The organism is Streptomyces sp. 3214.6, from assembly GCF_900129855.1.
GTDB classification, from domain to species: domain Bacteria; phylum Actinomycetota; class Actinomycetes; order Streptomycetales; family Streptomycetaceae; genus Streptomyces; species Streptomyces soliscabiei.
In genome coordinates this window covers 8,438,434-8,465,065 of sequence record NZ_LT670819.1, presented here as the reverse complement: position 1 = coordinate 8,465,065, position 26,632 = coordinate 8,438,434, and the positions used below count along the sequence as shown (strand labels likewise).

The 26,632-nt window shown below is 71.2% G+C and carries 25 protein-coding genes and 2 pseudogenes; 19 read left to right on the top strand and 8 right to left on the bottom strand.

The annotated features are described in order from the left end of the window. The first annotated feature begins 90 nt into the window (after window positions 1-90). From B5557_RS38325 to B5557_RS38310, 4 genes are read left to right on the top strand one after another with little or no spacing between them, the layout of a single operon-like run. Window positions 91-1,275, top strand: a complete 1,185-nt coding sequence (locus B5557_RS38325; protein ID WP_079663793.1) for an LLM class flavin-dependent oxidoreductase — start codon at window positions 91-93, stop codon at window positions 1,273-1,275. Between the two features lie 36 nt (window positions 1,276-1,311). Next, on the top strand, window positions 1,312-1,791 hold the full coding sequence (locus B5557_RS38320) for a nuclear transport factor 2 family protein (RefSeq protein ID WP_079663792.1): 480 nt from the start codon (window positions 1,312-1,314) through the stop codon (window positions 1,789-1,791). 35 nt (window positions 1,792-1,826) lie between these two features. Then, window positions 1,827-3,026 (top strand): serine hydroxymethyltransferase, encoded by a 1,200-nt coding sequence (locus tag B5557_RS38315; RefSeq protein ID WP_079663791.1) that lies wholly within the window; start codon window positions 1,827-1,829, stop codon window positions 3,024-3,026. Window positions 3,027-3,038: 12 nt separating this feature from the next. Further along, window positions 3,039-3,560, top strand: a complete 522-nt coding sequence (locus B5557_RS38310; RefSeq protein ID WP_197697269.1) for a flavin reductase family protein — start codon at window positions 3,039-3,041, stop codon at window positions 3,558-3,560. Window positions 3,561-3,618: 58 nt separating this feature from the next. On the opposite strand, the gene B5557_RS38305 is transcribed toward B5557_RS38310, so the two are convergent. Then, the gene (locus tag B5557_RS38305; RefSeq protein ID WP_197697268.1) at window positions 3,619-4,632 is read right to left on the bottom strand and encodes a threonine ammonia-lyase; all 1,014 of its coding nucleotides are present in this window, start codon (window positions 4,630-4,632) and stop codon (window positions 3,619-3,621) included. 222 nt (window positions 4,633-4,854) lie between these two features. On the opposite strand from B5557_RS38305, the gene B5557_RS38300 reads away from it, so the two are divergent. The 3 genes from B5557_RS38300 (at window position 4,855) to B5557_RS38290 (ending at window position 7,913) form a co-directional block, all read left to right on the top strand. Further along, window positions 4,855-5,235 carry a RidA family protein gene (locus B5557_RS38300; RefSeq protein ID WP_079663790.1) on the top strand — a complete coding sequence of 127 codons (381 nt, stop codon included), beginning with the start codon at window positions 4,855-4,857 and terminating at the stop codon, window positions 5,233-5,235. 290 nt (window positions 5,236-5,525) lie between these two features. Then, a complete protein-coding gene (locus tag B5557_RS38295; protein ID WP_159424470.1) occupies window positions 5,526-6,320 on the top strand; it encodes an AfsR/SARP family transcriptional regulator in 795 nt (264 codons plus the stop codon). A 108-nt stretch (window positions 6,321-6,428) separates the two neighbouring features. Further along, window positions 6,429-7,913, top strand: coding sequence for a sigma-70 family RNA polymerase sigma factor (locus B5557_RS38290; RefSeq protein WP_079663788.1), 1,485 nt, complete (start codon window positions 6,429-6,431; stop codon window positions 7,911-7,913). 157 nt (window positions 7,914-8,070) lie between these two features. On the opposite strand, the gene B5557_RS38285 is transcribed toward B5557_RS38290, so the two are convergent. From B5557_RS38285 to B5557_RS38280, 3 genes are read right to left on the bottom strand one after another with little or no spacing between them, the layout of a single operon-like run. After that, window positions 8,071-8,307 carry a hypothetical protein gene (locus B5557_RS38285; RefSeq protein ID WP_079663787.1) on the bottom strand — a complete coding sequence of 79 codons (237 nt, stop codon included), beginning with the start codon at window positions 8,305-8,307 and terminating at the stop codon, window positions 8,071-8,073. A 41-nt stretch (window positions 8,308-8,348) separates the two neighbouring features. Continuing rightward, on the bottom strand, window positions 8,349-8,489 hold the full coding sequence (locus tag B5557_RS43995; RefSeq protein WP_159424469.1) for a hypothetical protein: 141 nt from the start codon (window positions 8,487-8,489) through the stop codon (window positions 8,349-8,351). Then, a complete protein-coding gene (locus B5557_RS38280; protein WP_269460193.1) occupies window positions 8,486-8,899 on the bottom strand; it encodes a DUF418 domain-containing protein in 414 nt (137 codons plus the stop codon). The genes B5557_RS43995 and B5557_RS38280 overlap by 4 nt, the downstream gene beginning before the upstream one ends. A 254-nt stretch (window positions 8,900-9,153) precedes the next feature. Between B5557_RS38280 and B5557_RS38275 the strand changes: the two genes are divergently transcribed. From B5557_RS38275 to B5557_RS38265, 3 genes are all read left to right on the top strand, one after another. Continuing rightward, window positions 9,154-9,816 (top strand): response regulator, encoded by a 663-nt coding sequence (locus B5557_RS38275; protein ID WP_079665219.1) that lies wholly within the window; start codon window positions 9,154-9,156, stop codon window positions 9,814-9,816. After that, on the top strand, window positions 9,813-10,931 hold the full coding sequence (locus B5557_RS38270; RefSeq protein ID WP_079663786.1) for a sensor histidine kinase: 1,119 nt from the start codon (window positions 9,813-9,815) through the stop codon (window positions 10,929-10,931). Before B5557_RS38275 ends, B5557_RS38270 begins: the two co-directional genes overlap by 4 nt. A gap of 97 nt (window positions 10,932-11,028) precedes the next feature. Beyond that, window positions 11,029-11,382 carry a VOC family protein gene (locus B5557_RS38265; RefSeq protein ID WP_079663785.1) on the top strand — a complete coding sequence of 118 codons (354 nt, stop codon included), beginning with the start codon at window positions 11,029-11,031 and terminating at the stop codon, window positions 11,380-11,382. 98 nt (window positions 11,383-11,480) lie between these two features. Here B5557_RS38265 and B5557_RS38260 read toward each other — a convergent pair whose 3' ends face one another. Continuing rightward, window positions 11,481-12,491: a LacI family DNA-binding transcriptional regulator gene (locus B5557_RS38260; RefSeq protein WP_079663784.1), complete on the bottom strand. Its 1,011-nt coding sequence runs from the start codon at window positions 12,489-12,491 to the stop codon at window positions 11,481-11,483. Between the two features lie 216 nt (window positions 12,492-12,707). Here B5557_RS38260 and B5557_RS38255 point away from each other — a divergent pair, with 216 nt between their 5' ends. The 9 genes and pseudogenes from B5557_RS38255 to B5557_RS38215 all read left to right on the top strand — a co-directional run bounded on the left by B5557_RS38255 (window position 12,708) and on the right by B5557_RS38215 (window position 23,540). After that, entirely contained in the window at window positions 12,708-13,658 is a 951-nt protein-coding gene (locus B5557_RS38255; protein WP_079663783.1) for a TIM barrel protein, read from the top strand. A 55-nt stretch (window positions 13,659-13,713) separates the two neighbouring features. Beyond that, window positions 13,714-13,935: pseudogene (locus tag B5557_RS38250) on the top strand (MFS transporter); the annotation flags it as partial. 41 nt (window positions 13,936-13,976) lie between these two features. Next, window positions 13,977-14,993 carry a Gfo/Idh/MocA family oxidoreductase gene (locus tag B5557_RS38245; RefSeq protein ID WP_079663782.1) on the top strand — a complete coding sequence of 339 codons (1,017 nt, stop codon included), beginning with the start codon at window positions 13,977-13,979 and terminating at the stop codon, window positions 14,991-14,993. After that, window positions 14,990-15,856, top strand: a complete 867-nt coding sequence (locus B5557_RS38240) for a sugar phosphate isomerase/epimerase family protein (RefSeq protein ID WP_079663781.1) — start codon at window positions 14,990-14,992, stop codon at window positions 15,854-15,856. Before B5557_RS38245 ends, B5557_RS38240 begins: the two co-directional genes overlap by 4 nt. A 190-nt stretch (window positions 15,857-16,046) precedes the next feature. Then, the gene (locus B5557_RS38235) at window positions 16,047-18,347 is read left to right on the top strand and encodes a glycosyl hydrolase family 95 catalytic domain-containing protein (RefSeq protein ID WP_079665218.1); all 2,301 of its coding nucleotides are present in this window, start codon (window positions 16,047-16,049) and stop codon (window positions 18,345-18,347) included. A 55-nt stretch (window positions 18,348-18,402) separates the two neighbouring features. Next, window positions 18,403-20,307 carry a glycoside hydrolase family 97 protein gene (locus B5557_RS38230; RefSeq protein WP_173877781.1) on the top strand — a complete coding sequence of 635 codons (1,905 nt, stop codon included), beginning with the start codon at window positions 18,403-18,405 and terminating at the stop codon, window positions 20,305-20,307. A gap of 93 nt (window positions 20,308-20,400) precedes the next feature. Next, window positions 20,401-20,850 carry a carboxymuconolactone decarboxylase family protein gene (locus tag B5557_RS38225; RefSeq protein WP_079663780.1) on the top strand — a complete coding sequence of 150 codons (450 nt, stop codon included), beginning with the start codon at window positions 20,401-20,403 and terminating at the stop codon, window positions 20,848-20,850. A gap of 87 nt (window positions 20,851-20,937) precedes the next feature. After that, a pseudogene (locus B5557_RS38220) lies at window positions 20,938-22,153 on the top strand (bifunctional class I SAM-dependent methyltransferase/NUDIX hydrolase). A gap of 157 nt (window positions 22,154-22,310) precedes the next feature. Then, window positions 22,311-23,540: a phosphodiester glycosidase family protein gene (locus B5557_RS38215; protein ID WP_079663779.1), complete on the top strand. Its 1,230-nt coding sequence runs from the start codon at window positions 22,311-22,313 to the stop codon at window positions 23,538-23,540. Between the two features lie 21 nt (window positions 23,541-23,561). Here the strand turns inward: B5557_RS38215 and B5557_RS38210 are convergent, their stop codons facing one another. The 3 genes from B5557_RS38210 to B5557_RS38200 all read right to left on the bottom strand — a co-directional run bounded on the left by B5557_RS38210 (window position 23,562) and on the right by B5557_RS38200 (window position 26,599). Beyond that, entirely contained in the window at window positions 23,562-23,756 is a 195-nt protein-coding gene (locus B5557_RS38210) for a hypothetical protein (protein WP_079663778.1), read from the bottom strand. Between the two features lie 156 nt (window positions 23,757-23,912). Continuing rightward, window positions 23,913-24,773 (bottom strand): phosphatidylinositol-specific phospholipase C/glycerophosphodiester phosphodiesterase family protein, encoded by an 861-nt coding sequence (locus tag B5557_RS38205; protein WP_079663777.1) that lies wholly within the window; start codon window positions 24,771-24,773, stop codon window positions 23,913-23,915. Between the two features lie 179 nt (window positions 24,774-24,952). Further along, window positions 24,953-26,599, bottom strand: coding sequence for an IS1182 family transposase (locus B5557_RS38200; RefSeq protein WP_079665097.1), 1,647 nt, complete (start codon window positions 26,597-26,599; stop codon window positions 24,953-24,955). Window positions 26,600-26,632 lie beyond the last annotated feature (33 nt).

The window sequence follows — 26,632 nt, the reverse complement described above, 5'->3', positions numbered from 1 at the left end:
CGCGCACATGCCGTGAATCAAGCCCCTCGCAAAGTCGGCGTGCGACGGTCTGTTCCGCCCAGCGGCATCGCGGGTCGAGGAGGTAACGCTGTGAAATCCCTGCTTTTCTACCTGCCCAGCGTCGGCAGCCACAGCCAGATCACGGCAGGCATGTCGGGCACGAACCCGGCGAACTACCAGAACATGCTCTGGCAGCTCACTCATCAGGCGCGGGCCGCCGACGAGATGGGTTACTGGGGTGTCTCCTTCACCGAACACCACTTCCACATCGAGGGCTTCGAGGTCTCCAACAATCCGGTCATGCTCGGTCTGTACGTGGCCATGCAGACCAGGAACATCCGCGTCGGGCAGATGGCGAACGTGCTGCCCTTCCACAATCCGATCCGGCTCGCCGAGGATCTGGCGATGCTGGACCACATGACCAGAGGCCGCACGTTCGTCGGAATCGCGCGCGGCTTCCAGAAACGCTGGGCCGAGATCATGGGCCAGGTCTACGGGGTGGGCGGCACCCTGTCGGACAGCACCGAGAACGACCGGCGAAACCGCCGGCTCTTCGAGGAGCACTGGGACATCCTCAAGAAAGCCTGGACCAACGAGACGTTCACGCACGAGGGCGAACAGTGGACCATTCCGCCGAAGGACCTGGAGTTTCCGTACGACGCCGTACGACGCTTCGGCCGCGGTCAGGACGAGACGGGGCGGATCACCGAGGTGGGCATCGCCCCCAAGCCGTTTCAGAAACCGTATCCGCCGGTGTTCCAGCCGTTCAGCTTCAGTGAGGACACCTTCCGGTTCTGCGCCCGGGAGGGCATCGTCCCGATCGTCATGCACACCAACGACGACGTGGTGGACCGGCTGCTCGACCTCTACGCCGAGGAGGCCGAGGCGGCGGGCCGCGGGGCGCTGACGAAGGGGCAGAGCGTCGGCGTGATGCGCGATGTGCTGGTGTCCCGGGACGCCGACCAGGCGCACTACTGGGCGCGCCGCGGGGGCGGTTTCATCTTCGAGAACTGGTTCGGCCCCATGGGGTTCACCGAGGCGCTGCGGCGCACCGGGGAGACCGGTCCGATCGGCGCCGACTACGACACCCTCTTCGAGCGGGGCCTGGAGTGGGTGGGCACGCCGGACGACATCAACCGGCGCATCGAGAAGCTCGTCGCCCGGCACAGCCCCGAATACCTGCTCCAGTGCCAGTACTCCGGGCTCATTCCGCACGAGATGCAGATGCGCAGCCTGGAGCTGTGGGCGACCGAGATCGCCCCCAACTGGCTCTGAACCCCCGCCCCCCCCCGCGACAGAAGGAGCACAGCCATGCCCGGCATCCCGGCCGCCTCGGCCGCCTCGGCCGACGAACAGCGCAAGGCACTGGTCACCGCCTATCTGAAGGCCTTCGACAACGGCGGAACCGGCAGCGACGGAAAGGGAGTTCTCGACTACTTCGCCGAGGACGCCCAGTTCTTCTTCCCCAAGTGGGGTCTGGCGAAGGGCAAGGCACAGATCGCCACGCTCTTCGGCGACCTCGGCGCGACGGTGAAGTCGGCCACCCATCACTTCTGGTCGTTCAACTGGATCCAGACCGGTGGGGACGTCCTCGCCGTGGAGGGCACCACCCACGGGGAGCACCGCGACGGGCCCTGGCGGGTCGGTCTGCCCGAGTGGGGCGCCGGCCGGTGGTGCGGGGTCTTCGAGGTCCGTGACGCCCTCATCCACCGGGCCTTCATCTATCTCGATCCGGACTACGCCGGACAGGACACCGCCCGCTACCCGTGGCTGGACGCCTCCGGCCGCTGACCGCACCGTCCCTTTCACTGCGCGAAGGAGAACCCATGGACGTCCTCGCAACGCTCCGGCAGAAGCCCAGCCTCAATCTCTTCCCGATCGAGAACCGTCTGTCGCCGCGTGCCCTGGAGGCACTGGCCACCGACGCCAACAACCGCTACCCGTACTCCGAGACTCCCGTGGCCGTGTACGGGGACGTGACCGGTCTCAACGACGTGTACGAGTACTGCGTCGAGCTGACGAAGCGCTTCTACGGCGCCCGGCACGGCTTCGTGAACTTCCTCTCCGGACTGCACACCATGCACACCGTCATCACCGCCGTCGCCCGGCCCGGGGACCGGGTCATGCTGCTGGCTCCCGAGGACGGCGGCCACTACGCCACGGACACCATCTGCGCGGGGTACGGCTACGAGCGCGAGTTCCTGCCGTTCGACCGGGCGGCGATGGAGATCGACTACGCCAAGCTCGCCGTGCGGGTGGCCGAGAGGCCGGTGGACCTGATCTACCTCGACGCCTCCAGCACGCTGCGGTTCCCGGACGCCCGGGCGCTGCGCGCGGCGGCCCCCGACGCGCTGATCTGCCTCGACGCCTCGCATCTGCTCGGGCTGCTGCCCGTGGCCCCGCAGACGCTGGTGCTGGACGGCGGCTTCGACAGCATCTCCGGCAGTACCCACAAGACGCTCCCCGGGCCGCAGAAGGGGCTGCTGGTCACCAACAGCGACACCATGGCGGACAAGGTCGCCGCCCGGATCCCGTACACGGCGTCGAGTTCGCACTCGGCCAACGTCGGAGCGCTGGCCGTCACCCTGGAGGAACTCCTCCCGCACCGGGCGGCGTACGCGCAGCAGGTGATCGCGAACGCGCGTGCCCTGGGCCGTGAGCTCGCCGGCCGCGGCTTCGACGTCGCCGGCGCCTCCTTCGGCCACACGGACACCCACCAGGTCTGGGTCCAGTTCCCCGAGGGGAACACTCCCCATGAGTGGGGGCGTACCCTGACCGCCGCCGCCATCCGCACCACCACGGTCGTGCTCCCCAGCAACGCGCAGCCGGGGCTGCGGCTCGGCACCCAGGAACTGACCCGCTGGGGCATGCGGGAACAGGACATGAGCGCGGTCGCGGAGCTTCTGGCGCGGCTGCTCCTGCGGGGCGAGAGCGTCGAGTCCGTGACGGGCGACGTCGCCGAACTCGCGCTCTCCTTCCCGGGAGTGGCCTTCGCCGGCGCCCTCGAGCCCGTGACCGCTCCCTGAGGTGCGCGTCCCGTGCAGCGCGCCGTCGGCGCTCGCCCGCTGGGCTCCGCGGGCACCGCGCTGTTCCGCTCGGTTCTCGGGCACTACCCGACGGGGGTGGTGCTCGTCACCGCCCCGCAGGGCGATGCCGGGGGCCCTCCGCCCGCGATGATCGTCGGCACGTTCACGTCGGTCTCGCTGAACCCGCCGCTCGTCGGCTTCCTGCCCTCCCTCACCTCCAGCAGCTGGCCGCTCATCCGGGCCGCGGGCCGCTTCTGCGTCAGTGTGCTGGCGGCGGACCAGCGGCATGTCTGCCGGGCGTTCGTCGCCAGGGACCCGGCCCGTTGGGATCTGCCCCACCGGCTGGCGCCGTCCGGCTCACCGGTCGTCACCGGGGCGCTCGCCTGGATCGACTGCGAGATGGCCGGGGAGAGCCCGGCGGGTGACCACTGGTTCGTCACCGGGCTGGTGCGCCACCTGGCGGTGCAGCGGCGGGGCGCTCCCCTGCTCTTCCTGCGGGGGGACTTCGCCACCGGCGGCTCGCTGCCGGGCTGATCAGGGCGTGCCGATGCCGTTCCCCCGGGGCCGGGGGAACGGCATCGGCACGCCCTGATCAGGAGACGGGTACGACCGCCGCGAGCGCCCCGAGGTCGGCGTTGCCGCCGGAGATCACCAGCACCACCGTGCCGCCCGCAGGGACGGTGACCGCCCCCGCCCGCAGGGCCGCCAGTCCCACCGCGGCCGACGGCTCCACCAGCAGCCTCGTCTCCCGCACCAGGAAGGCCCACGCGGCCCGGATGTCGTCCTCGCCCACCTGGACCAGGTGGTGCACCTGCCGCCGGACGTGCGCGTAGGTGTGCACGCCCGCGAAGGGCGCGTTGAGGCCGTCCGCGAGGGAGGCGGGCGGGGTCTCCAGCGCTGCCGGCGCCCCGGTCCGCACGGCGTGCGCGAGGGTGGCGGCGAGGGCCGGCTCCACGCCGACGACGTGCGTGGCCGGAGACAGCGCGGCGACGGTCGCGCCGAGCCCGCTGACGAGACCGCCGCCGCCGATCGGCACCACCAGGGTGTCGACCCAGTCGGCGTCCTCCAGGATCTCCAGTCCGACCGTGCCCTGTCCGGCGATCACGTCGAGATCGTCGAACGGATGGAGCAGCGGCAGTTCACCGCGCTCGGCGAACTCGCGGGCGGCGCCCACGAAGTCCTCCGTGAGCACGGGACGGCCCCCGTGGCGCCGTATCGCCTCGACCTTGGCCGGCACCGCCCGCGGCGGCATGAACACGGTGACGGCGGCGCCGAGCCGTCGCCCCGCGAAGGCGAGGGCGGCGCCGTGGTTGCCCGCGGAGAAGGTCACGACCCCGTCGAGGGCGAGCCCTCGCTCCCGCCGGGCGAGCAAGGCGTTCAGGGCGCCCCTGGCCTTGAAACTCCCGGTGTGCTGAAGGTTCTCCGCCTTGAGGAGCACACGGCAGCCCAGTTCGCGGGAGAGTGCCTCGCACGGCAGCAGCGGGGTGCGCAGCACCTGCCCGGACAGTCGGCGCGCCGCCGCCCGGACGTCGTCCTCACTCGTCAGAGCCACAACGGCCGCGGCCTCTCGGACCTCCCCCGCGGCGGAGGTCACTCCTGATTCCATCGCCTGGCACCTCGTTTCGGCGTCGCTGGCCCGGCCCGCCGACGCTGCGCCCGCGGTCCGGCTGACGGCCGCCGACTGTGCCAGGCGCCCCTTGCGTCGCGCTGGACCGTGCCGGGGCCGGTCCGGTGCGCGGACGACAACGGAAGACCAGGTGATCACAAGGCACCGCTGCCACCGTCGTGGGGAGCCCAGTCAGGAGCCCAGTCCTCTCGAAGGAGAACCATGGAATCCACGGTGTACACGACGAAGTCCGCTCCGACGCCGGTCGGGCCCTACTCCCAGGCCATCCGCAGGGGCAACATTCTCTCCGTCTCGGGCCAGGTCGGGCTCGACCCGGAGACGGGCAAACTGGTCGGGGGCGGGGTCGCCGAGCAGACCCGCCAGACGCTGGCCAACCTGGAGTCCATCCTCAAGAACGCGGGCGCGTCCTTCGCCGACGTGGTCACGGCGCGTATCTACATTACGGAGGCAGCCGACTTCGCCCCGATGAACGAGGTGTACGCCAAGTTCCTCGGCGAGCCCTTCCCGTGCCGCACCACCGTCTTCGTGGGGCTGCCGCCGGGAATGCTGGTGGAGATCGACGTGCTTGCCGTCGTGGCCTGACATCCGGTAGTGGTCACGCAGGCCTGGTTGCGCCCGGCCGACAGGATCGGACGCAACCAGGCCTGCTGCTCGTTTCCGGACAGACTTCAGAAGTGCGGCCGAAATCCATCGTTACAAAAACGCGCCAACGACCGCTGTTGAAACTTATAACAACGATACAAAATTTCTTTGACTGGTAAAAAGTAGACGGTACCGGAGAAGGCCCCCTTGACACTTCAACCGCCCGAGTGCGACAACATCAGGGCAGGTAGTCAGGGTGATCGGATCGCACGGGAGGCGTCATGAGGCCGATGGTCATCTCCGCGGACAGGCCGGACCTGGACAGAGAACAGGAACTCGACATCAACCCGTTCGGCCGCTTCTCGGTAATGGTTGATTCACGCGACGTCAACCTGGGAAGTCCCCAACAACGAGCCCTTCTCGCCCTACTCACCATCTCCGCGAACCAGGCGGTGAGAATGGATACGATCATAGAGTCGATCTGGGGGCAACATGCACCGTCACGCGTGAAGGCCAGCATTCAGGCGCATGTTTCCAGATTACGCAAATCACTCACCGGGAACACTTCCAACAATTCCGGCCGGACACCCCGCGTCGAATACTGCTCAACCGGTTATTCGCTGAGGATCGACGCCGGCCAGATCAATACCCAGCGCTTCGAGAAACTCGTCGAAAAGGGCCGGAGGCTGCCCGGCGAAGGCCTACTCGAAGAAGCTGCAGAAAGCTTCCGGCAGGCCCTGGAGCTCTGGCGCGGCGTACCGTACGGAGACCTGCTCCACTACGAATTCGCGACGCAGGAGGCCGCCCGGCTGGAGGAGTTGCGGCTGGCGGCGGTGGCGGGAATGGCGAACTGCCGCCTCAAACTGGGCGACTACCGCTCCGTCACCGAATCCCTGGGGGACGATGTGCGCCGCTACCCGCTGCGGGAAGACCTGGCGAGCTACTACATGGTCGCCCTGGACCATTCGGGCCGACGGGCCGACGCCCTGCACATCTATGAGCGCACGCGGTCCAACCTGGCCGAGGAACTGGGCGTGGACGTGAGCAAAGGGCTACGCAGCGTCTATCACGCCATCCTGGGCTGACGGTGATGTGAGTCACATCCTCCATCCGCCCGCAACTTTGGTTGAAAGTTTTGCCATCTAGGCTGACAAATCCTTCCGCCCCTCAGCAGGCAACCGGAGCGTTCCTCCATGACCGACAGGTCCACTGCCGTGCCCGCATCGTCGTCCTCCGCCACCGCCGCGTATGCCCGCGTCTACGAGGAACAGCAGCCGCGTCTCGTCGCGTACGCCCGCTCGCTCACCAGGAACGCGTGGACCGCCGAGGACCTCGTCGCCGAGGCGCACTTCCGCGTGTGGCGGCGGCTGTCCGCGGGGCACGAGATCGACAACGTGCCGGCGTACCTCAGGACGACGGTGCGGCACCTCGCGATGGCTTCCGGGAGCGCGACGCACGAGACGCCCCGGGATCCGCGGACCGAGGAGCGGGCCGAGCCGGGCAGGCACGGCGAGGACCCGGCCGAGCGGGTGGCCGGCGTCGATCTGGTGGTGCGGGTGCTCGGGCAGTTGCCCGAACGCTGGGTGAAGGCACTGTGGCTGGCGGAGGCCGAGGGCCAGCCGCTGGCTGCGATCGGGCCGCAGCTCGGCACCAAGGAGGGGGCGACGGCCGTCCTGCTCCACCGGGCTCGGGAAGGCATGCGGCAGGCGTTCCTGCGGGCCCAGACCGGAGCCCCCGAGGACCCCGCGTGCCAGGTCCACTGGGCCCGGATGCCCGCGTACGTCCGCGGCGCCGCGACCGCACGCCAGCAGGAGCGACTGCTCGGCCACGTGGACGCGTGCGACGACTGCCGCGGGCTGCTCGCCTCGCTGATGCAGGCCAACGACCGGCTGCCCGCCCTGGTCGGCCCGGCCCTGCTGGTCCTCGCGCTGGGCGGCACGGGCAAGTTCCTCCTGGCCTTCGCGGCCGGGTCCGCCGGTGCGGCGGGCGGGCTCGGGACCGGGGTGCTGCACGGGGTGCGTCATGCCACGGTCGGCGGCGCGAAGGCGCCCCTGGCGGCGACGGCCGGCGCGCTCGTGGCGGGCGCCGCCGCGGTCTGTCTCGTGCTCGGCTGGTCCGACTCCGCCACGGCGCCGGTACGGCGCACTCCGGTGGCCGAGGCGCCCACGGTCCAGGTCCCGGCGGACGGGGCGCCGATGACCGAGGCGACCGAAGCGCCGCCTTCGCAGGCCCCCGTCCGGGCCGAAGCCCCCGAGGACGTCGGCCCCCTCGCGCAGGCGGCCGACATCCGGGAAACACCCCCCGCACGAACAGCCGACACGGCCACGCCCACCGCGCCCACGGCCACCGCCGGAACGGATGCGCCGCAGCCGCCCCCCGCCGACAGTCCCACGCCGGCCCCTGGTGACGCGACGACCGAGGAGCCCCCTCGCCCGGTCGACTCGCCCCCGACCGACCACGGCACCCCAAAAGCCTCGGAGCCCCCGGCGCCCACACCCGTGACACCGGACCCGAACCCCAACCCGCCGCAGCCCGGCGGGGACGGTGCCCCGGACCCCGGGCCAGGCGGACCCCCCGACTGCTGGGGCGACGCCCCGCACACCGGACACCGAAGCCATTCACACCGCAGCCCCGGAACCGACCCGGCGGCGAAGGGCCCCGGCCGCAAGGGGCACTGACTCTCGAACCGCCGGAGACAGCCCAAGGCGTCACCCCAGGAGTCGCCAAGACCTCACCGCTGTACACCGTCAGCCGCTGCACGGCGTCAGCCGAAGCGCGGCGCCAACCGAAGCACGGCGTCTTGTGATGGCAGAGGTCTTCGGCCCGCGGCACGCGTCACGGGCCGGTGCTTTCCCACGGCTGCTGCGTCTTGTCCAGTCGGGCCCTGCAGTCGCCGTCGGCGTAGACGACGACCGTGTGGGTCGTCCGGCCCACGGGGCGGGCGTCGGAGTCGGTGGCGGCGGCGAGTGTCACTCCGGCGACGGCGAGGCTCGTCGCGACGGCGGCGGTCAGCAGGATCCTGGCCGGGCCGGCGGGGCGCGGGCGCGGGTTCGGCAGCGGGTTGAACAGCATGGGGTTGCTCCTGTGGTGTGTCCGGGGCGGGCGCGGGTCGGTCAGCGGTGTCCGACGACGGCGACGACGAACTGTTCGGTGGCGGAGGCGTACAGGTCGGGGCGGAGGACCACCAGGACGCCGACGGCCACCGCGACGGCCAGCCACCAGAACTCCCGGCCGCCGCCCGGCGATGCCCTCATCGCACCCACCCGGCCGGCTTGGTCGCCTTGCCGAGCAGCCATTCCAGGGGGCCGCGCCGGAAGAAGCGGGACCAGAGGGCGGCGAACACGGTGACGGCGACGAGGAAGCCCAGCAGCACGTGCGGCGAGGACCCGGGCAGCTCCTCGATGCCGAGGAGTCGGATGCCGACGATGTGGAAGACGTACGCGGTCAGCGACATCGTGCCGACCGCGACGACCGGTCGGGCCAGGCGGTGGAAGCGCGGGAAGGCGTCGATCAGGCGGCCCACCGACGACCGACCGCTCGCCGGAGCCCCGGCCCGGGCGGCGACCGACGCGGTGGCCATCGCGGCGGTCGGCTCGGCGGCCTGCTCGGCGGCCTGCTCGCTGATCGGCGCGGTGAGCACCGTGTCGTCTGCGTTCTGGGTCATGTCTCCAGGCTGGTGAGCCGCACGGACCCGGAGTATCCGGCACCTGTCCGGTCCCACCCCGCCACCCGGCGGGGCCGCGGCCCCGCTCCTCCCCCGTCCGGCTGGAACCCTCCCCCCGAGTGGCGGGAGCGTCCCGCCCGGCCGACCCACCGGGCGTGGTCCGCTCTACGGTCGAAAGCCGCGACAATCGACAGCGACGTGCGGCCCTGGACCCCGCGCAACGACAGCAAGGCGGAACTCACGTGATCCGGGTCATGGTGGTCGACGACGAGGCCCTGGTGCGGTCCGGCTTCAAGCTCATCCTGAGCGCGGCCGACGACATCGAGGTCGTCGCGACCACGGCGGGCGCCGAGGCGGTCGCCACCGTACGGCGGGAGCGGCCCGACGTCGTGCTCCTCGACATCCGGATGCCGGACGTCGACGGGCTGACCGTGCTGCGGGAGCTGCGCGCCCTGCCCGAGCCGCCGGTGGTGGCGATGCTGACGACGTTCGACGCCGACGAGTACATCCTGACCGCGCTGCGCTCCGGCGCGGCCGGCTTCCTGCTGAAGGACACCGAGCCCGACCAACTAGCCCAGCTGGTACGGACGTTGGTGGCGGGCGGGGTGGTGATGTCGCCGAAGGCGTCCCGTGCCGTGTGGCAGAGCCACCCGGGGGCGGCGGCCGACGACGACATCGAGGCCACCAGGGTCGGACGGCTCACCGAGCGCGAACGCGAGGTCCTCGTGCTGATCGCGGAGGGACTGTCCAACGCCGAGATCGGCGGCCGCCTCCACCTCAGCGCGGGCACGGTGAAGGACCATGTCAGCGCGATCCTCACCAAGCTGCGCGTCGCCGGCCGGGTGCAGGCGGCGCTGCTCGCCCAGCGGGCCGGGCTGCTCGACGACGGCCGGCGGCGCCCGGAGTCCGGCCGATGACCTCGCCGCAGACCTGGTGGACCCGGGTTCCCGCCCCGGTCGTCGACGCGGTGGTCGTCGCGGTCGCGCTCGCGGACCTCCTGCTCAGCCTGGAGGATGAGTCGGCGTTCGCCCTGGGGGTGGCAGCCGCGGGCTGTGCCGCACTGGCGTTCCGCCGGCGTTTCCCGCTCCCGGTGTTCCTGCTCACGCTTCCTGGCGCACTGATGCTGGACATCGTGTTCGCCCCGTTCGCGGCCCTGTTCACGCTGGCCGAGCGCTCCCGCGACCGTCGTCTGCTCACCGTCTGCGCGGTGCTGTTCGCGCTCGCCTCCGCGGTTCCCCGGCCGCTGGACGATCTCTCCTCCCCTGATCGCACCTGGACGGTCGTCTACTTCTTCTACACACTGGCCACGGCCGCGGCCCCGGTCTTCCTGGGGCAACTCGTGCAGGCTCGCCGGGACCTGGCCCGTCGCCTCGTGGAGATCGAAGAGGCCCGCGAGCACGAGCGGCTGCTGCACTCGCAGGCCGTGCTGGCCCGCGAACGCGCCCAGCTCGCCCGGGAGATGCACGACGTGGTCTCGCACCAGGTCAGTCTGATCGCGGTGCAGGCGGGCGCCCTCCAGGTCTCCGCCACCGACCCGGGCACCAGGGAGGGCGCCCGGACCATCCGCACCCTCAGCGTCGACACCCTCGACGAACTGCGGCACATGGTCACCCTGTTGCGGGCCTCGGGCGGCCGGACCACCGAGCTCACCCCGCAGCCCACCCTCGCCGACCTCCACCAGCTCGTGACCACCAGCGGCATCCCGACGGACCTGACCGGCGAACTCCCGCCGGACGTCGGCACCCCGGCGCAGCGCGCCGTCTACCGCACCGTCCAGGAAGCCCTCACCAACGTCCGCAAGCACGCCCCCGGCGCCCGTGCGACCGTCCACCTCCAGCACGAGGCCGGCACCATCGGCGTCACCGTCACCAACACACCGCCGACCCGCCCCTCGCTTCCCCTCCCCGGCTCCCAGCAGGGGCTCGTCGGCCTCGGGGAACGCGCCGAGCTCCTGCACGGAACCTTCGCGTCGGGGCCGACCGCCGACGGCGGCTATGCGGTGGAACTCCGTATCCCGACCCGCCCGGACTGAAGCCGTACCCCTCGGGCGTCGAGGCCGGCGGGCGGCAAGGACCCCCGGATGACCTGCTCCCCCGGCCGCCCGAGCGCCGTCCTGGCAGGATGGCGGCATGGAACGTGTGCTTGGAATCGGTGGGTATTTTCTGCGGGCCGCCGACCCGGCGGCCCTGAGCGCCTGGTATCGCGAGTGCCTGGGCCTGGACGCCGACGAGCATGGCCTGTGGCGTCAGGGAGCCGGGCCGACGGTGTTCGCGACGTTCGAGTCCGAGACCGACTACTTCGGGTCCCACGCCCAGCGGACCATGCTCAATTTCCGGGTCCGCGACCTGGATGCGATGCTCGCGCAGTTGCGCGACAAGGGAGCGGACGTCGCCCGGGAGACCCAGGAGATGGAGGGCGTCGGCCGGTTCGGCTGGGTCACGGATCCCGAGGGCAACCGCGTCGAGCTGTGGCAGCCCGCCTGACCCCGCCCGCCCGAACGTCTTGTCACCGCGCGCCTGCGATCGGGCCCAGTTCCGCCCACCCACCCTGACCAGCACAGCGAGGTGCGAGGGCCCTGAGCTCAGGCCGCGCCCTGCGGCGGCGGGCCGCTGGAGGCGCGCACCACCAGTTTCGGCTCCAACACCGCTTCCCGCGGCGCCAGTTCGGGGTTCTCCAGCCGCTCCACCGCGAACCGCACCGCGTGTTCCGCCAGGAGCACCGCGTCCTGACGGACGGTGGTCAGCCCGATCGGCATCAGATGGGAGAGGTGACTGTCGTCGTAGCCGACGACGGAGAGATCGCGCGGAACGTCCACGCCGACCCGCGTCAGAGCCATCAACAGGCCCATGGCGCTGCGGTCGTTGGCCGCCAGGACCGCGGTCGGCAGCGGCTGCCCCCGGTCGCGTTCGTCCAGGAGCAGTCGGCCGGTCTCGATCCCGGACTGCTCCGTGTGGTCGCCGGGGATCACCCGCGCCTCGGACTCCAGTCCGTGCCGGCGCATCGCCGCCCGGTAGGCGCGCCGCCGCTCGGCCGAGCCGGGGCCGCGCCCGCCGTCGATGTGCACGATCCGGCGGTGACCGAGTTCGACGAGGTGGTCCATGGCCTGCCGTACACCCTTGCCCTCGGCCGAGTGCACGAAGTCCACGGGGGCGCCGGTGACGCCGGTGGCGCGCCGGCCGACCGAAACGGCCGCCGTCCGGTGCGCGAGTTCGTCGAGGTAGGGGGTTTCGGCGTCGGAGGCCAGCAGGATCAGCGCCTCGCAACGGTGACTGAGCAGGGCCTCGACGGCCTTGGCCTCGCTGCGGCCCTGGGCGGCCGCGGAGAGCAGGACGTCGTAGCCGAGGCGCTCGGCCTCGGGGTAGATGCCCGCGATGAGGTCCGTGTGGAAGATCTGGTGCACCGTGAACATCACCCCGAGGGTGCGGCTGCGGCCGCGGGCCAGCAGTCGGGCCGCGCTGTCGGGGCTGTAGCCGATCTCGTCGGCGACCCGCAGCACACGCTGCCGGGTCTCCTCGCTCGCTCCCGGCTGGTCGCGGAAGACGATCGAGACGAGCGCCCGGGAGACGCCCGCCTTCGCGGCGACGTCCGCCATCGTCGGCCGCTGCCTGCCCGATGCACCCACCTGAGAACCCACCCTCCGACGCCGAATCCGCCTTCCGACGCCGTCACCCTAACGGCGCTCTCGAAATCTCCCGGCAACAGGCTATTGACATGACATTTGGACAGGAGCCATCGTACTCGCACTAGAGCGCGCTAGTAGAGCGCGATACTTTCCTGGCCCCTGTCCCTCCCCGCAAAAGGACACGTCATGGCAACGGTGCCAACCCCGCTCCGCACCACCGTCGGCAACCTGTGCCTGGGCTCCGCCCCCGACTCCTGGGGCGTCTGGTTCCCCGAGGACGAACACCAGGTGTCGCACACCCGCTTCCTCGACGAGCTGGCCGAGGCCGGCTACCAGTGGCTGGAGCTCGGCCCGTACGGCTACCTCCCGACCGAGCCGCAGCGGCTGAAGGAGGAGCTCGACTCCCGTGGCCTGCGGGTCTGTGGCGGCACCGCGTTCGGCGCGCTGCACCGGCCCGAGGCCTGGGAGGAGATGCTCGCCCACGTCCGCCAGGTCGCCGCGCTGACCGCGGCCGCGGGCGCGCACCACCTGGTGTTGATCCCGCCGATGTACCGGGACGAGAAGACCGGCGCGTTCACCGAGCCGCCCGAGCTGACCGCCGAGCAGTGGGCCGGCTTCGGCCGCAGCGCCGACCGGCTCGGCAGGCTGCTCCTGGACGAGTACGACGTCCGCCTCGTCGTCCACCCGCACGCCGACAGCCACATCCAGACCCAGCCCGAGATCGAACGGCTGCTCAACGAGTCGGACTCCCGCTACACCAACCTCTGCCTGGACACCGGACACGTCGCCTACGGCGGCGGCGACAACCTCGACCTGATCCGCCGCTTCGGCGAACGCGTCGGCTACGTCCACATCAAGCAGATGGACCCCGCCGTGCTGGCCCAGGTCGCCGCCGAGGACCTCTCCTTCGGCGAGGCCGTCAAGCGCGGGGTGTGCGTCTCCCCGCCCGCAGGTGTGCCGAACCCCGCCGACGTCGTGGCCGAACTCGCCAAGCTGGACGTCGAGTTGTTCGTGATCGTCGAGCAGGACCTCTACCCCTGCGCCCCCGAGGTGCCCCTGCCCATCGCCGTACGCACCCGCGAGCACCTCGCGGGCTGCGGACTCACGGGTACCCGCCGCCCGATCCTCGACCGGTAGGAGGCGGCATGGAGGACACGAACCACGCGCTCAAGACCCGCGACTCCACTGCCGCATGGGCGTCGCGGCGGTGGTGCTGTGGCTGTCCAACTTCACGATCGGCCTGGTCTTTCCGTCCCTGGTCGACGGGATCGCCGTCTCCAACACCTTCTTCCTCTTCGTGGCGGCGGGCGTCTTCTCCCTCGCCTTCGTGAAGCGCTACGTCCCCGAGACCAGGGGCCGCACCCTCGAAACCCTCGAAACCCTCGAAGCCGAACTCCGCTCGCGCTTCTCCTGACCTCCCCCGTTCTCGGCAGTACCCCGAAAGGACCACCACCCATGACCGTACGTGTAGGCGTCATCGGCGCCGGCTGGATCGGCAAAGAGCACATCCGGCGTCTCACCGACGTCGTCACAGGCGCCCGGGTCACCGCGGTCACCGACCTCGACGTCGCCCGCGCCGAGGAGGCGGCGGCGCCGGTGGGCGCCCGGGTGCTGCCTGATGGCGCGGCCGTGATCGCGGCGGCCGACGTGGACGCGGTGCTCGTCACCTCCTGGGGCCCCACCCACGCCGAACACGTGCTCGATGCGATAGCCGCCGGAAAGCCGGTGTTCTGCGAGAAGCCCCTCGCGACGACCGCCGAGGACTGTCTGAAGATCGTCGAGGCCGAGACGGCGCACGGCCACCGCCTGGTCCAGGTCGGCTTCATGCGCCGCTACGACACCGGCTACCGGCAGCTGAAGCAGGTCATCGACTCGGGCCGGATCGGTGAGCCGCTCATCGTGCACTGCGCCCACCGCAACCCGACCGTCCCCGAGTCCTACACCTCCGCCATGGCCGCCCTCGACACAGCCGTCCACGAGGTCGACGTACTGCGCTGGCTGCTGGACGACGAGATCGTCTCCACCCAGGTCGTCACCCCGCGCGCGACCGGCAAACGGCACCCGCACCTCAAGGACCCGCAGATCATGCTCTTCGAGACCGCCAAGGGCGTCCGTATCGACCTGGAGGTCTTCGTCAACTGCCAGTACGGCTACGACATCCAGTGCGAAGCGGTCGGCGAGGACGGCCTGGTCCGGCTGCCCGACCCCGCGGCGGTCGGCGTGCGCAGCGCCGGGCAGCACAGCACGGAGGTGCTCACGGACTGGGTGGGCCGGTTCGCCGACGCCTTCGACACCGAGTTCCGGGAGTGGATCGCGGCCGTCGCCGCCGGCGACGCGCCCACCGGCCCGGCGGCCTGGGACGGCTACGCCGCCACCGTCATCACCAGCGCCACCGTCGACGCCCTCGAATCGGGCCGCGTCGTCGCCACCGACCTCAAGCCCCGCCCCGCGTTCTACGGAGGCGCCGCGTGAAGATCGCCCTCGACCCGTACATGTTCCGCGCCCTGCCCCTCGACGCCATGGTGCGCACCGTCGCCGAACTCGGCTACGAGTACATCGAGCTCTCGCCGCGCGAGGACTTCATGCCGTTCTTCCTGCACCCGCGCGCCGACGACGAGCGCGTCGCCGAGCTGAAGAACTCCCTGCGCACGCACGGCGTTCAGCTGTCCTCCGTGCTGCCGCTGTACAAGTGGTCCTCGCCCGACGAGAGCGAACGGCAGGCGGCCGTGCGCTACTGGAAGCGGATGATCGAGATCACGTCGGATCTCGAATGTCCCTTGATGAACTCGGAGTTCAACGGACGCCCCGAGCACGCCGCGGCGAGCGAGGCCGCGTTCTGGCGGTCGCTGGAGGAACTGCTGCCCCTCTTCGAGCGCGAGGGCATCGCCCTCAACCTGGAGGCGCACCCGGACGACTTCTGCGAGGAGAACGCCCCGGCCGTCGACCTGGTCCGCGCGATCAACAAGCCCTGGGTGAACTACCTCTACTGCGCACCCCACTCCTTCCACCTCTCCGGCACCGACCCCAGCGCCGACGTCGCCGCGATGATGCGCTACGCCGGCGACAAGCTCCAGCACGTCCACATCGCCGACGCCTTCAACCACAAGGGCTCCAGCGGCCTGCGCTACATCCTGAACCCGCCCGGCACCCCCGCCCGCATCCACCAGCACCTCGACATCGGCCAGGGCGAGGTCGACTGGAACGCCTTCTTCACCACCCTGCGCGAACTGGACTTCGACGGCGTCGCCACCGCCTGCGTCTTCGCCTGGGAAGAACGCGCCCACGAGTCGTCGGCCTTCATGCTCGACCGCATCACCAAGGAACTCACCGCCTGAGCCACCCGGGTGTTCCTTTCCGGTCACAGGAAAGTCAGGAACATGCCAGGTACATACCAGCAGGCAACCTCAATACATCGGAGGAGTCAAGGACTTGAACCATTGACAGGTCTCTGAACCCTTGCCTACGGTCCCCGATACACCCGATGTATTCCCTGCACTGATGGCCTGTCAGATCTGGAGGACGATGATGACCTCGCAACCGGGGAAGCGCTTACCCGTGCCTCGCAGAGCCGTACTCGGCACCGCGCTCGGCGGAGCGGCCGTCACAGCCCTGCCGGGGATTGCCCACGCCGAGCCGTCCTCAGCAGGCGGCAAACGCCCCTGGAAGCTCAGCTCCACCATGACCACCGACGGCGCCTGGAGCAGGTTCCTGCGCGACCAGGACCTGCTGTGGACCAGGCTGCCCACCCGCTGGTACGAGGGTCCGTTCCTCGGCGACGGGCTGCTCGGCAGCATGATCTACCAGGAACCGGGCGCCAACCGGATCCGCTTCACCGTCCAGCACGGCCGGGTCCAGGACCACCGGCCGCAGTTCGGCAGCGGCTGGGGCACCTGCCGGCTGCCGGTCGGACACCTCACACTCGACCCGGTCGGCACCATCACCGCCGTCGACTGGCGACTGAGCCTGTGGAACGCCGAACTCACCGGCACCGTGACCACCACCGCCGGCACCCTCACCCTCTCCGCCCTCATCCACGACGAGGTCCTGGCCGCCCGGGTCACGGCCGGCGGCGGCGAACGGGTCACCTGGACCTTCCACCCCGAGGAGGCCATCAGCCCCCGCAAGATCCAGGAGGCCCCGCCCACCGGCTACACCGCCCATCCCGCCTGGACCACCCGGACCGCCGCCGACGGCACCGAGCAGGTGCTCCAGCCGCTCAGCGGCGGCGGGCAGACCGCCACCGCGTACCGCCGCACCGGCGACGACCTCCTCGTCAGCGTCGGGCACAGCTTCCCCTCCGACACCGCCGCCGAGGCCGACTCGCTGCGCAACCTGCGACGCGCCGCGTCGTACAGCGCCCTCCGGCGACGTCACACCGGCTGGTGGCACGCGTTCTACCCGAAGAGCTTCGTGTCGTTCCCCGACGGGCGGCTGCAGAGCTTCCACTGGATCCAGCTCTACAAGGTGGCCTCCGCCAGCCGCGCGGGCGGTCCCGTGATGGCCACCTCCGGACCCTGGCTGGAGCCCACCCCGTGGCCCGCGGTGTGGTGGAACCTCAACGTCCAGCTGGAGTACTGGCTCATCCACGGCTCCAACCACCCCGAACTCGACTCGCTCGCCACCACCCTGCGGCAGAACCAGGAACAGCTGATCGCCAACGTGCCCGCCGCCTACCGCTCGGACAGCTCCGGCATCGGCCGCAGCTCCGACATGTTCGGCAACCGGGAGGTGGGCCGCCCGGGCACCGGCGCCGAGACCGGCGACCTCACCTGGGCGCTGCACAACGTGTGGCTGTCCTACCGGCACTCCATGGACAAGTCCTTGCTGCGCGACACGATCCACCCGGTGCTGCGCCGGGCGATCGCCTACTACCTGCACTTCCTCACCCCGGGCAGCGACGGCAGGCTGCATCTGCCGAGCACGCTCTCGCCCGAGTACCCCGTCGTGCCCCCGCAGGACACCAACTACGACCTGGCACTCATCCGCTGGGGCTGTCAGACCCTCATCGAGTCCGCCGAACTGCTGGGCGTCGACGAGGAGTTGATCCCCCGCTGGCGGGATGTGCTGGCCAGGCTCACGCCGTACCCGGTCGACGACAACGGCTTCATGATCGGCGCCGACACCCCGTACGCGCAGTCCCACCGGCACTACTCGCACCTGCTGATGGTGTACCCGCTGTACCTGGTCAACTGGGACCAGCCCGAGAGCCGCGACCTGATCACCAGGTCCGTCGTACGCTGGCACGCGCTGACCGGCGCGCACCGCGGCTACAGCTACACCGGCGCCGCCTCCCTCTACGCGATGACCGGCGACGGCGACACCGCGATCGGCTATCTGCGGAAGTTCTTCGACACCACCACCCGCTACCCCTGCCAGGCCAACACGCACTACACCGAGGCCGGTCCGGTCATCGAGACCCCGCTGTCCGCCTCGCAGTCCCTGCACGACATGTTCTGCCAGAGCTGGGGCGGCGTGATCCGCGTCTTCCCGGCCGTCCCGTCCGACTGGGCGGACGTCACCCTGCACGATTTCCGCACCCAGGGCGCGTTCCTGGTCAGTGCCGTCCGCAAGGCGGGCAAGACCCGGTTCATCCGGATCAGGAGCCTGGCCGGCGAGCCGCTCAAGCTCCGGCACGGCCTCACCGGCGCCCTCACCGTGCTCCTCGACGACGGCAGCCCGGCCCGCACCCACGCCCTGGCCGACGGCACCCTTGCCATCGACCTGCCCAAGGGCCGCGAGGTGCTCGTCCACCCGGGCTCCCGGCCCGACCTCGTCGTCGCGCCCGTCGCCGTCAGCGAACCGGGTCCGGCCTGGGGACTGCCGTAGAGACCGGCGGACAGGCCGCACACTCCGTCCCACCTCATCGACAGGGAGGGTTCTCATGGCTGTTCCGATCAGAACCGCGGTCGCCGCGCTCTGCGCCGGACTGGTGGCCGCACTCCTCACGACCGGGCCCGCACGGGCCGAACAGCAGGACCACGACCAGCAGGACCACGTCTGGGCCGTCTCCGCGGCTGCGCACGCGCCCCGCGCGCGGATATCCCTGGACGACACCACCGGCACGCTGAGCCTCGCGGTGTCCCGCGACGGCCGTACCGTCATCGAGCCGTCGCCCGTCGGCATCGTCACCGAACAGGCCGACCTGTCCCAGGGTCTGCGCTTTCTGCACCGCAAGGACCAGCGGGTCGACGAGCGGTACCGGGCCAGGTCCGGTAAACGCCTGGACCGCACCGTCCGGATGAACGAGACCCGGCTGTCGTTCGCCACCGCCGCCGGCGCCCGCCTCGACCTCGTGGTGCGCGCCTCGGCCGACGGCATCGCCTACCGGTACGTCCTGCCCGCCGGGTACGGCGACGTGCTCGGCGAGACCTCCGCGTTCAACCTGCCGTCGGACGCGAGCGCCTGGCTGAGCACCTACCGGGTCGACAACGAGGGCCAGTTCGCCCAGTACACCGCCGCGAGCGCCCCGACCAACGACTATTCCGACCAGGCGCTCTTCGCCACGCCCGGCGGCTACACGCTGCTCGCCGAGTCCGGCCTCACCGGCGCCTACTCGGGCGCCCGGCTCGCCCACACCCAGGGCGCCGGCGCCTACCGGATCCGGCTGGCCGACGACCGGGTCCGCACCGAGGGGCCCCTCGCCACACCCTGGCGGGCCATGGTCACCGGCGACCTCGCCACCGTCACCCGGTCCACGTTCACCGACGACCTCGCCCCCGCCTCCAAGGTCGCGCACCCCTCCTGGATCCGGCCCGGCACCGTGCTGTGGACCTGGCTCGCCGGCGGCCGTCCGGCCGGTCAGAGCCTCGCGGCACAGAAGGCGTACGTCGACTACGCGGCCGAACGGGGCTGGCCCTACGAGGCCGTCGACTCGGGCTGGTACTTCAAGAAGGACGAGTGGGACGTCACCGATCCCGACTGGCGGACCACCAGCTGGATGCCCGAACTCGTCGAGTACGCCCGCGCCAAGGGCGTCGGGATCGTCGTCTGGATCCACCAGCGCGACCTCGACACACCCGAGGAACGCGCCCAGTGGCTACCCACCCTGGAGCGGTGGGGCGTCAAGGGCGTCAAGATCGACTTCATGAACTCCGAGGCGCAGTCCATGCTCCAGTGGTACGACACGATCCTCCCGGAGACGGCCGCCCGCCACCTCATGGTCGACTTCCACGGCTCCACGATCCCCAAGGGCATCCAGCGCACCTGGCCGCAGGTGATGACGCTGGAGGGCGTCGGCGGCGAGGAGAAACGCACCAACACCGCCGCCCATCTCACCACCCTGCCCTTCACCCGCAATGTCATCGGCTCCATGGACTTCACCCCCGGCGCCTTCCAGCGGGTCGGCCTGCGCCCCAACTCCGACGCGGCCGAGGTCGGGCTCACCGTCGTCTACGAGTCGGGGCTGCAGATGTTCGCGGGCACCCCGGAGTCCTACGACGTGCGGCCGCTCGCCCGGGGCTTCCTCGACCAGGTCCCCGCCGCCTGGGACGACACCCGGCTGCTCGCCGGACAGCCGGGGCAGCAGGCCGTACTGGCCCGGCGCGGCGGCGACCGTTGGTTCCTCGGCGGGGTGTTCGCGGGCGCGGCGCACACCGCGCGGGTGCCGCTGTCCATCGGCTCCGGGCGGTGGCTGGTCGAGACGATCAGGGACGGCGCCGACGGCCTCGTCCAGGACCGTCGCGTGCTGCGCGGTGGCGACACGCTCGACGTCGACGTCTTGGGCAACGGTGGCTTCGCCGCCCTCGCCTGCCCCTGGCGGCCCGGCCTCACCACCTGTTACCGCTGAGCACCACGCCCCTCCCGGGCGGACGGCTCGCCATGGCGGCCGTCGCCCGGGTCGGGCGGACACCCCGACCCATGAGTGGTTTGATATTCAACTGTGACTCGACGGATCTTCATCGACAAGCAGAGCCCCAAGGCCTACCACGCCCTGGTCCAGACGTCCGAGGCCGTGCGGGCGACCGCCGCCGACGCCGGTCTGGAGCGCACCCTCGTGGAACTGGTCAACCTGCGCGTCTCCCAGCTCAACGGCTGCGCGTTCTGCCTGGACGTGCACACCAGGGCCGCCCTGCGGGCGGGGGAGGACACCCGCCGGCTGGGCGTCCTCGCCGCCTGGCGGGACACCGACCTCTTCACTCCGCCGGAGCGCGCGGCCCTGGCGCTGGCGGAGGCGACCACCGTGCCGTCCGACGCCGCCGCGCAGGAGGCCGCGTACGCCGACGCCCGGCAGGTCCTCACCGACGACCAGCTCTCGGCGGTGATCTGGGTGGCCGTCACCATCAACGCCTTCAACCGGGTGTCGATCCTCAGCAGGCATCCCGTGCACTGAGAGCCCGTGTCATGCATCCCGGGGCGCCGGGCCGGTAAGAATCACCCGGCCGACGAGCACCGACCGACCGCCCCGGAGGCCCCGCCCATGCCCTGCCCCCACTCCCCCGACGACACTGCCGACGACGCCCTCGGCGACGGGCTCGAGTCGGTCAACGCCGACGCCTGGCAGGCCTACGCCGCACACCATCTGGAGCGCGGGACGGTCCTGCCGGAGGCGGAGCGGATCGACTGGGGGTTCCCGGACTCGGGGCCGGACGTGGCGTTCCTCGGGGAGCTGACGGGCCGGCGCGTCCTGGACCTCGGCTGCGGCACGGCCCGGCACGCCGCCCGGCTCGTGCGCGCGCACGGGGCGATCGTCGACGCGGTCGACTCCGCGCCGGGCCAGATCGCACGCGCCCGGGCCCGGTACGGCTCCCTGGCCGGGCTACGACTCGTGCACGCCGACGCCGTCGCACACCTGCGGGCCGCGCGGCCCTACGACGTGGTCTACTCCGTCAACGCCGTCCCCTTCATCGACCCACGACGGCTGCTCCCCGCGCTGGCAACCGCGCTCGCCCCGGGCGGAACCCTGTGCTTCTCCGTGCTGCACACCAACTCCCGTGGAGACGGGCCCACTTCGGACCTCGTCGCCCGGCCGGAGACGCTGCGGTTCGCGGGCGGCGGCGAGACGACGGTCCGCATGTGGGCGCCCGTGCCCGAGGTGTGGGAGGAACTGCTCACCGAGCACGGGCTGCGCGTCGAGGACGTCGTGCCGGTGACGGCGCCCGACCCGGCCAACCGCGCCTCCTACCGCGTCTTCCGGGCCCGGTGCCCGCTGCGTGTCCGCGCCCGCCCCGCACGAACCTCCCGCCCGTCGCGCACGCGGCCCTCGGCGTCGGCGCCATCCTGTACGGCCCCCGCGGACTGCTCCTGGGCCGCCACCGCCGGGGCACCTGGGAGCTGCCGGGCGGCACGGTCGAACCCGGGGAGTCCCTCCCGGAGACGGTCGTGCGGGAACTGCGGGAGGAGACGGGGCTGCGGGCGGACCCCTCGGACGTGCGCCTGCTGGGCACGCTCCTCGACCGGGTCGACGGTGTGGTGCGGATGACGGTCGGCGCCGTCGTCACCGACTGGGCGGGCGAGCCGGCCGACCAGCCGGGTGAGCGCGTCGGCGACTGGCGCTGGTACTCCCTGGACCACCTGCCGCCGTCCCTGTTCGTGTGCAGCGCCCAGTCCCTCACCGCCTGGCGCCCGGACCTCCCGATCGACACCCCCCGGCCCACTTCACCCCGTACGCCCAGACCCCGTCGGACAGGCCCTAGCACACGCGATGGGGCGGCGCCGCGGAACGGGGGGCGGGGACACCCGCATTCGTGCGTTTTCTCACCCGTTCCCGTGGCATGGCGCCCACCCGCTTGGCGGGTGTTCCCGCAGGTCGTGAGAGAGTTGCGGCCGAACTGAACTACCCAGGGGGGGCCTGTGACATCACATCAGAAACGGTCCGGGGTACGCCGAAAGCCGCTGACGCTGCTCGTCGCACTCGGCACCGTGGCCGGTGCGACCTTCGCGGGGGCGATCCCGGCCGAGGCCGCGATCTGGACCACCGTGGCGGCGGGCGTGGCGTACCGACAGTACGACCTGTCGGCGGCCGCCGGGACGACGCATGTGCATGTGCTCAGTGTCGACCTCACCAACACCCATGTGCGGCTGGGGCTGTTGTATCCGGGCGCGGTCGCGGCCCGCGCGGCCGTCTCCTCGCTGGCCGACAACCAGAAGGCCGTCGCCGGCGTCAACGGCGACTTCTTCAACATCTCCGAGACGCAGCACCCCGGCGTCGCGGCGACCGGGGCGAGCGTGGGTCCCGCGATCGTGAACGGGAGGGCGCTCAAGGGCGCGGTCCCGAACGCGCAGCGGTTCGGGCCCGCCCTGCCGCCGGGCACCGACACCGGGGCCGTCGTCGGCGTCGGCGCCGACGGCAGGGCCCGCGTCGACAGCCTGTCCCTCAACGGGACGTTCAGCACCCTGGGGCGGCGGCTTCCGCTGGGCGGCCTCAACCAGTACGCGTTGCCGGAGAACTCCGTCGGCGCGTACACCTCGGACTGGGGCAGCGTCTCGCGCAAGCGGGCCACCTGCGGCACGGACACCGAAAGGGCCGCGGAGTGCAGCACCAGCACGTACGAGGTGGTGCTCAGGAAGGGTCGGGTCGCTTCGACGTCGACCACGCCCGGCAGCGGGACCATCGCGGCCGGCACCACGGTCCTGGTCGGGCGGGAGGCGGGTGCGCAGCGCCTGAAGAAGCTCGTCAAGGGCCAGCGGGTGGCGGTGCGGTACGGGCTGTCGTCGGCGTCGCAGTCGACGTACGGCTTCGCCGTCGGCGGCTACCCGGTCCTCGCGGGCGGGAAGCCGCTGTCCGGTCTGAACACCTCGGTCTCGGCCGTGCGGACGGCCGTCGGCATCGGCAACGGCGGGAAGCGCGTGCTCCTGTTCGCGCTGGACGGCGCCGTCGCCTACCGCAAGGGCCTGACCATCGCCGAGGTCGCCACGGCCCTGAAGAGCCTCGGTGCGACCGAGGGCTTCAGCCTGGACGGCGGCGGCTCGTCGACTCTGGTGGCCCGCCCGGCCGGGGCGACCAGGGTGACCGTCCGCAACCATCCGTCCGACGGCTATGAGCGCCCGGTGGCGAACGGCATCGGCGTCTTCACCAAGTAACCCCGGTGACCCCGCGGGGCCTCACGGTCGAAGGCTGCCGACGATGTCGGCCGTCGCCGTGAGGCCATCGTGGATGGTGGGAGCCACGCTGGTGCCGGCCAGGAAGAACCCGAGCAGCAGGCAGACCAGCGCGTGCGAGAGCTTCAGTCCGCCGTTGCGCAGGAAGATCACCGCCAGGAGCAGCAGCAACAGCACCGCGGAAATCGAAATGGCCACCGTCAACCTCCTCCGCCACGTCCGCTTTCACGGCGTTCGGCCGCAAGTGTGGCGTAACGGAGGGTTCGTCCGGGCGGCTGCCCTGTCCGCCGAACGGGTGGTGTCGACGAGCGGTGTTCACGGGTGGTGCCGAACCGGTGGCGGCGAAGCCTGGCGCTATGCCGTCCGGTGGGCGTCGAGGAAGGCCTCCAGGCCGGCCAGGTCGTCGGTGTTGAGGTAGTCGACGCCGGCGACGAGGAGTTCCGTCCACAGCGCGTCCCGGGCGGGGCCGGCGAGGTCGGGCGTGGCCCAGAACCGCACCTGCTGCCCGCGCGCGTGGGCCGCGTCGACGATCCCGCGCAGCTTCTGCCGTTCCGCTGCGGGGAAGGCGCCGACGCCGAGCCAGGTGAAGTTGAGGGTCCAGTTGTCGCTGATCAGCGAGGCGAACGACGCCTCGGAGGCGCCGAGGTCGGTGAGCCGGCCGTCGTAGAAGGCCTGGCGGACGGTCTGCGCCTCCATGGGCGTACGGGCCGCGCGGTCGCCGGAGATGACGGCGGTGACCGGGCCGGAGTGGATGCGGCCGTGCGCGTATGTCGTAAACAACCGCCGGTAGCGCTTGAGCAGCTCGTCCAGGGCGAGGTAGGTGGAGGAGCCCTCGGTCTTGATGTCGATGAGCAGTTGCAGCGGCTGCCGGTAACCCCGGTACACCGACCCGTGGTTGGCCTTCACCCGGGCGGCGAGCGGGGCGAGGTAGAGGGACTCCAGGGTGCGGGTCGGGTCGAGTTCGTCCGCCGAGTGGGCGATGAGGAGTTCGCCGTCGACGAGGAAGATGTCGGCCTCGACGCTGCCGAAGCGGTGGTCGAGCGCGTCGAAGAGGGGGCGGGGGTGCTCGTAGTCGTTGTGGGCGTGGGCGCGCCACAACGGCCGGTGGCCGTGGTGCTGTCCGTCGGCGAACGCGCTGCCGGCCGGCGGAGCGAGCACTGCGGCGAGGGTGGCGCCGAAGCCGGTGAGAGCTCTGCGGCGGGTGATGAGGGCCATGCTGTTCCTCCCTGTGGGGCGGGTCCGAGCCACAGGGAGTATGAGTCGTTCGGAGCGCCAAGGAACCTGTACCTGCCAGGAGTTGGCCGGACCGCCGTCGTGTGTTCACTCCTTCCGCCCGGGCGCACGAAGAAGCCCGCCCCAGGTGGACGCTGTTGGTTAATTCCGCCCCGCTGGACTCATCCAGCGGGGCGGAGTGCTGCGAAGGGCGAAACGCGGGTCTTGGCGAGTGGTCTGCCGGTGAGCCAGGCATCGATGCGGGCGAAGTTGACGGCGGCGCCGGTGAAGTGGTGCTGCAACCGGGTTTTGGCGAGGCCGCGGTAGCGGGATCTGCGCAGGCCGAACGCCTGGACGCCCTGTGAGATGGTGCCCTCGACGCCGGCGCGGTGTCCGTAGCGTCGGCGCCAGTGGTCGGTGTCCTGCTCGATTCGGGCCTGCTGAAGGATGTCGTGCTCGGTCTTCGGTCTCAGGGTCAGGTTGCGGCCGGTCCTGGAGCTGGTGCACGAGGTCCGCAGCTCACAGGGGTCGCAGTGCCGGGCGGCGAACCGGACCCGGGTGACCGGGGCGTCGAACTGGCTCCGGGCTTCCCGCCAGACGACGCTGGTCTGTCCGCCGGGGCAGATGGCCTGGCGCTGGTCCCAGTCGATGGTGAAGCGGGTGTTGTCGAAGATTTCTCCGCTCGCCTGTCCCTTCACGGTGGTGGACTTGACCGGGCCGACCAGCTCGATGTCGTGATCGCGGCGGGCGTGGTGGATCTGTTCGGCGTCGATGTATCCGGCGTCCACCAGGTGCTCGTCCGGCAGCAGACCCCGTTCGGCCAGGGCGGTGTGGATGTCCTCCAGGACGAGGACGTCGTTGACCGGCGCTGGCGTGGTGCGAATGTGGGTGATCAGATGCGGGGCGTCGGGCTCGCAGGTCTCGCTGAGGTGGACTTTGTAACCGGACCAGCCCAGGTCCCGTTTCGAGCCAGTGCGGGCCTCGGGCTCGTAGGGGGTCCGTAAGCGGATCAGACCGGGTGGGAGGTCCTTCGTCCCGCGCCAGCGCACGGTGCCCTCGACGTGGTGGAACTGCTGCACCCAGGTCTGCCGCAGGAACTCCACTGCGGGCAGGCTGCGCAACGAGGGCGGTGACGCAGCCGACCAGACGGCCTTCAGCAGCGTCATGCCGTCAATCCCGCACTGGTCGCCGTGCTCGACGCGCGCGGCCCACCGGGACGGGAAACGGCTGTCCTCCGGCCGGGCCGAGTAGCGGTCGAACCACTCCGGCGGCGACACCGTCACCAGCCAGTCCCCGGTCTCCTCCGCCACCTGGTTCAATGCCGCCCGCAGTGTCTCGACCACGAACTCCAGCCGGTTCAGGTCTCTCGTCGCGGCCAGCACGTGGGTAGCATCCGTGCGCTGCCGCTTGCCCGCCTTGACCAGCCCTGCCTCGCCAGCCGCCCGGAGTACCGCGTCGAACACCATCTGGCCGGCCTCGCCGTCGACCAGCCGGGCACGGAACTCGCTGAGCACCGAGAAGTCGAATCCGGTGTCGGCCAACTCCAGTGAAAGGGCGTACTTCCAGTCCAGGCGCGAGCGGACCGCGTGCGCGGCCTGGCGGTCGGTCAGCCCCTCGGCGAACTGCAACACCGAAACCAGCGCGAGCCGGGCCGGAGACACCACCGGCCGCCCCCTGACCGGGAAAAGTTCCTCGAAATCGGCATCCGAGAACACCGGCCCGAGCACATCCCGCACCCGCATCACCAGGCAGCCCTTAGGGAAGACCGCACGTGCCAGCCGAGCGGTCTCCTCCGGGATCTCCCCCAGATCCACCCCACGCAACGACACCGAACCCACCCCTCAACACGACGACGGCCCGCA

Coding starts and splice junctions, on each gene's coding strand:
- B5557_RS38320 (WP_079663792.1), top strand. CDS start 1,312: ATGCCCGGCATCCCGGCCGCCTCGGCCGCCTCGGCCGACGAACAGCGC.
- B5557_RS38315 (WP_079663791.1), top strand. CDS start 1,827: ATGGACGTCCTCGCAACGCTCCGGCAGAAGCCCAGCCTCAATCTCTTC.
- B5557_RS38305 (WP_197697268.1), bottom strand. CDS start 4,632: ATGGAATCAGGAGTGACCTCCGCCGCGGGGGAGGTCCGAGAGGCCGCG.
- B5557_RS38300 (WP_079663790.1), top strand. CDS start 4,855: ATGGAATCCACGGTGTACACGACGAAGTCCGCTCCGACGCCGGTCGGG.
- B5557_RS38295 (WP_159424470.1), top strand. CDS start 5,526: ATGGTCATCTCCGCGGACAGGCCGGACCTGGACAGAGAACAGGAACTC.
- B5557_RS38290 (WP_079663788.1), top strand. CDS start 6,429: ATGACCGACAGGTCCACTGCCGTGCCCGCATCGTCGTCCTCCGCCACC.
- B5557_RS38285 (WP_079663787.1), bottom strand. CDS start 8,307: ATGCTGTTCAACCCGCTGCCGAACCCGCGCCCGCGCCCCGCCGGCCCG.
- B5557_RS43995 (WP_159424469.1), bottom strand. CDS start 8,489: ATGAGGGCATCGCCGGGCGGCGGCCGGGAGTTCTGGTGGCTGGCCGTC.
- B5557_RS38280 (WP_269460193.1), bottom strand. CDS start 8,899: ATGACCCAGAACGCAGACGACACGGTGCTCACCGCGCCGATCAGCGAG.
- B5557_RS38275 (WP_079665219.1), top strand. CDS start 9,154: ATGGTGGTCGACGACGAGGCCCTGGTGCGGTCCGGCTTCAAGCTCATC.
- B5557_RS38270 (WP_079663786.1), top strand. CDS start 9,813: ATGACCTCGCCGCAGACCTGGTGGACCCGGGTTCCCGCCCCGGTCGTC.
- B5557_RS38265 (WP_079663785.1), top strand. CDS start 11,029: ATGGAACGTGTGCTTGGAATCGGTGGGTATTTTCTGCGGGCCGCCGAC.
- B5557_RS38260 (WP_079663784.1), bottom strand. CDS start 12,491: ATGGCGGACGTCGCCGCGAAGGCGGGCGTCTCCCGGGCGCTCGTCTCG.
- B5557_RS38255 (WP_079663783.1), top strand. CDS start 12,708: ATGGCAACGGTGCCAACCCCGCTCCGCACCACCGTCGGCAACCTGTGC.
- B5557_RS38245 (WP_079663782.1), top strand. CDS start 13,977: ATGACCGTACGTGTAGGCGTCATCGGCGCCGGCTGGATCGGCAAAGAG.
- B5557_RS38235 (WP_079665218.1), top strand. CDS start 16,047: ATGACCTCGCAACCGGGGAAGCGCTTACCCGTGCCTCGCAGAGCCGTA.
- B5557_RS38230 (WP_173877781.1), top strand. CDS start 18,403: ATGGCTGTTCCGATCAGAACCGCGGTCGCCGCGCTCTGCGCCGGACTG.
- B5557_RS38205 (WP_079663777.1), bottom strand. CDS start 24,773: ATGGCCCTCATCACCCGCCGCAGAGCTCTCACCGGCTTCGGCGCCACC.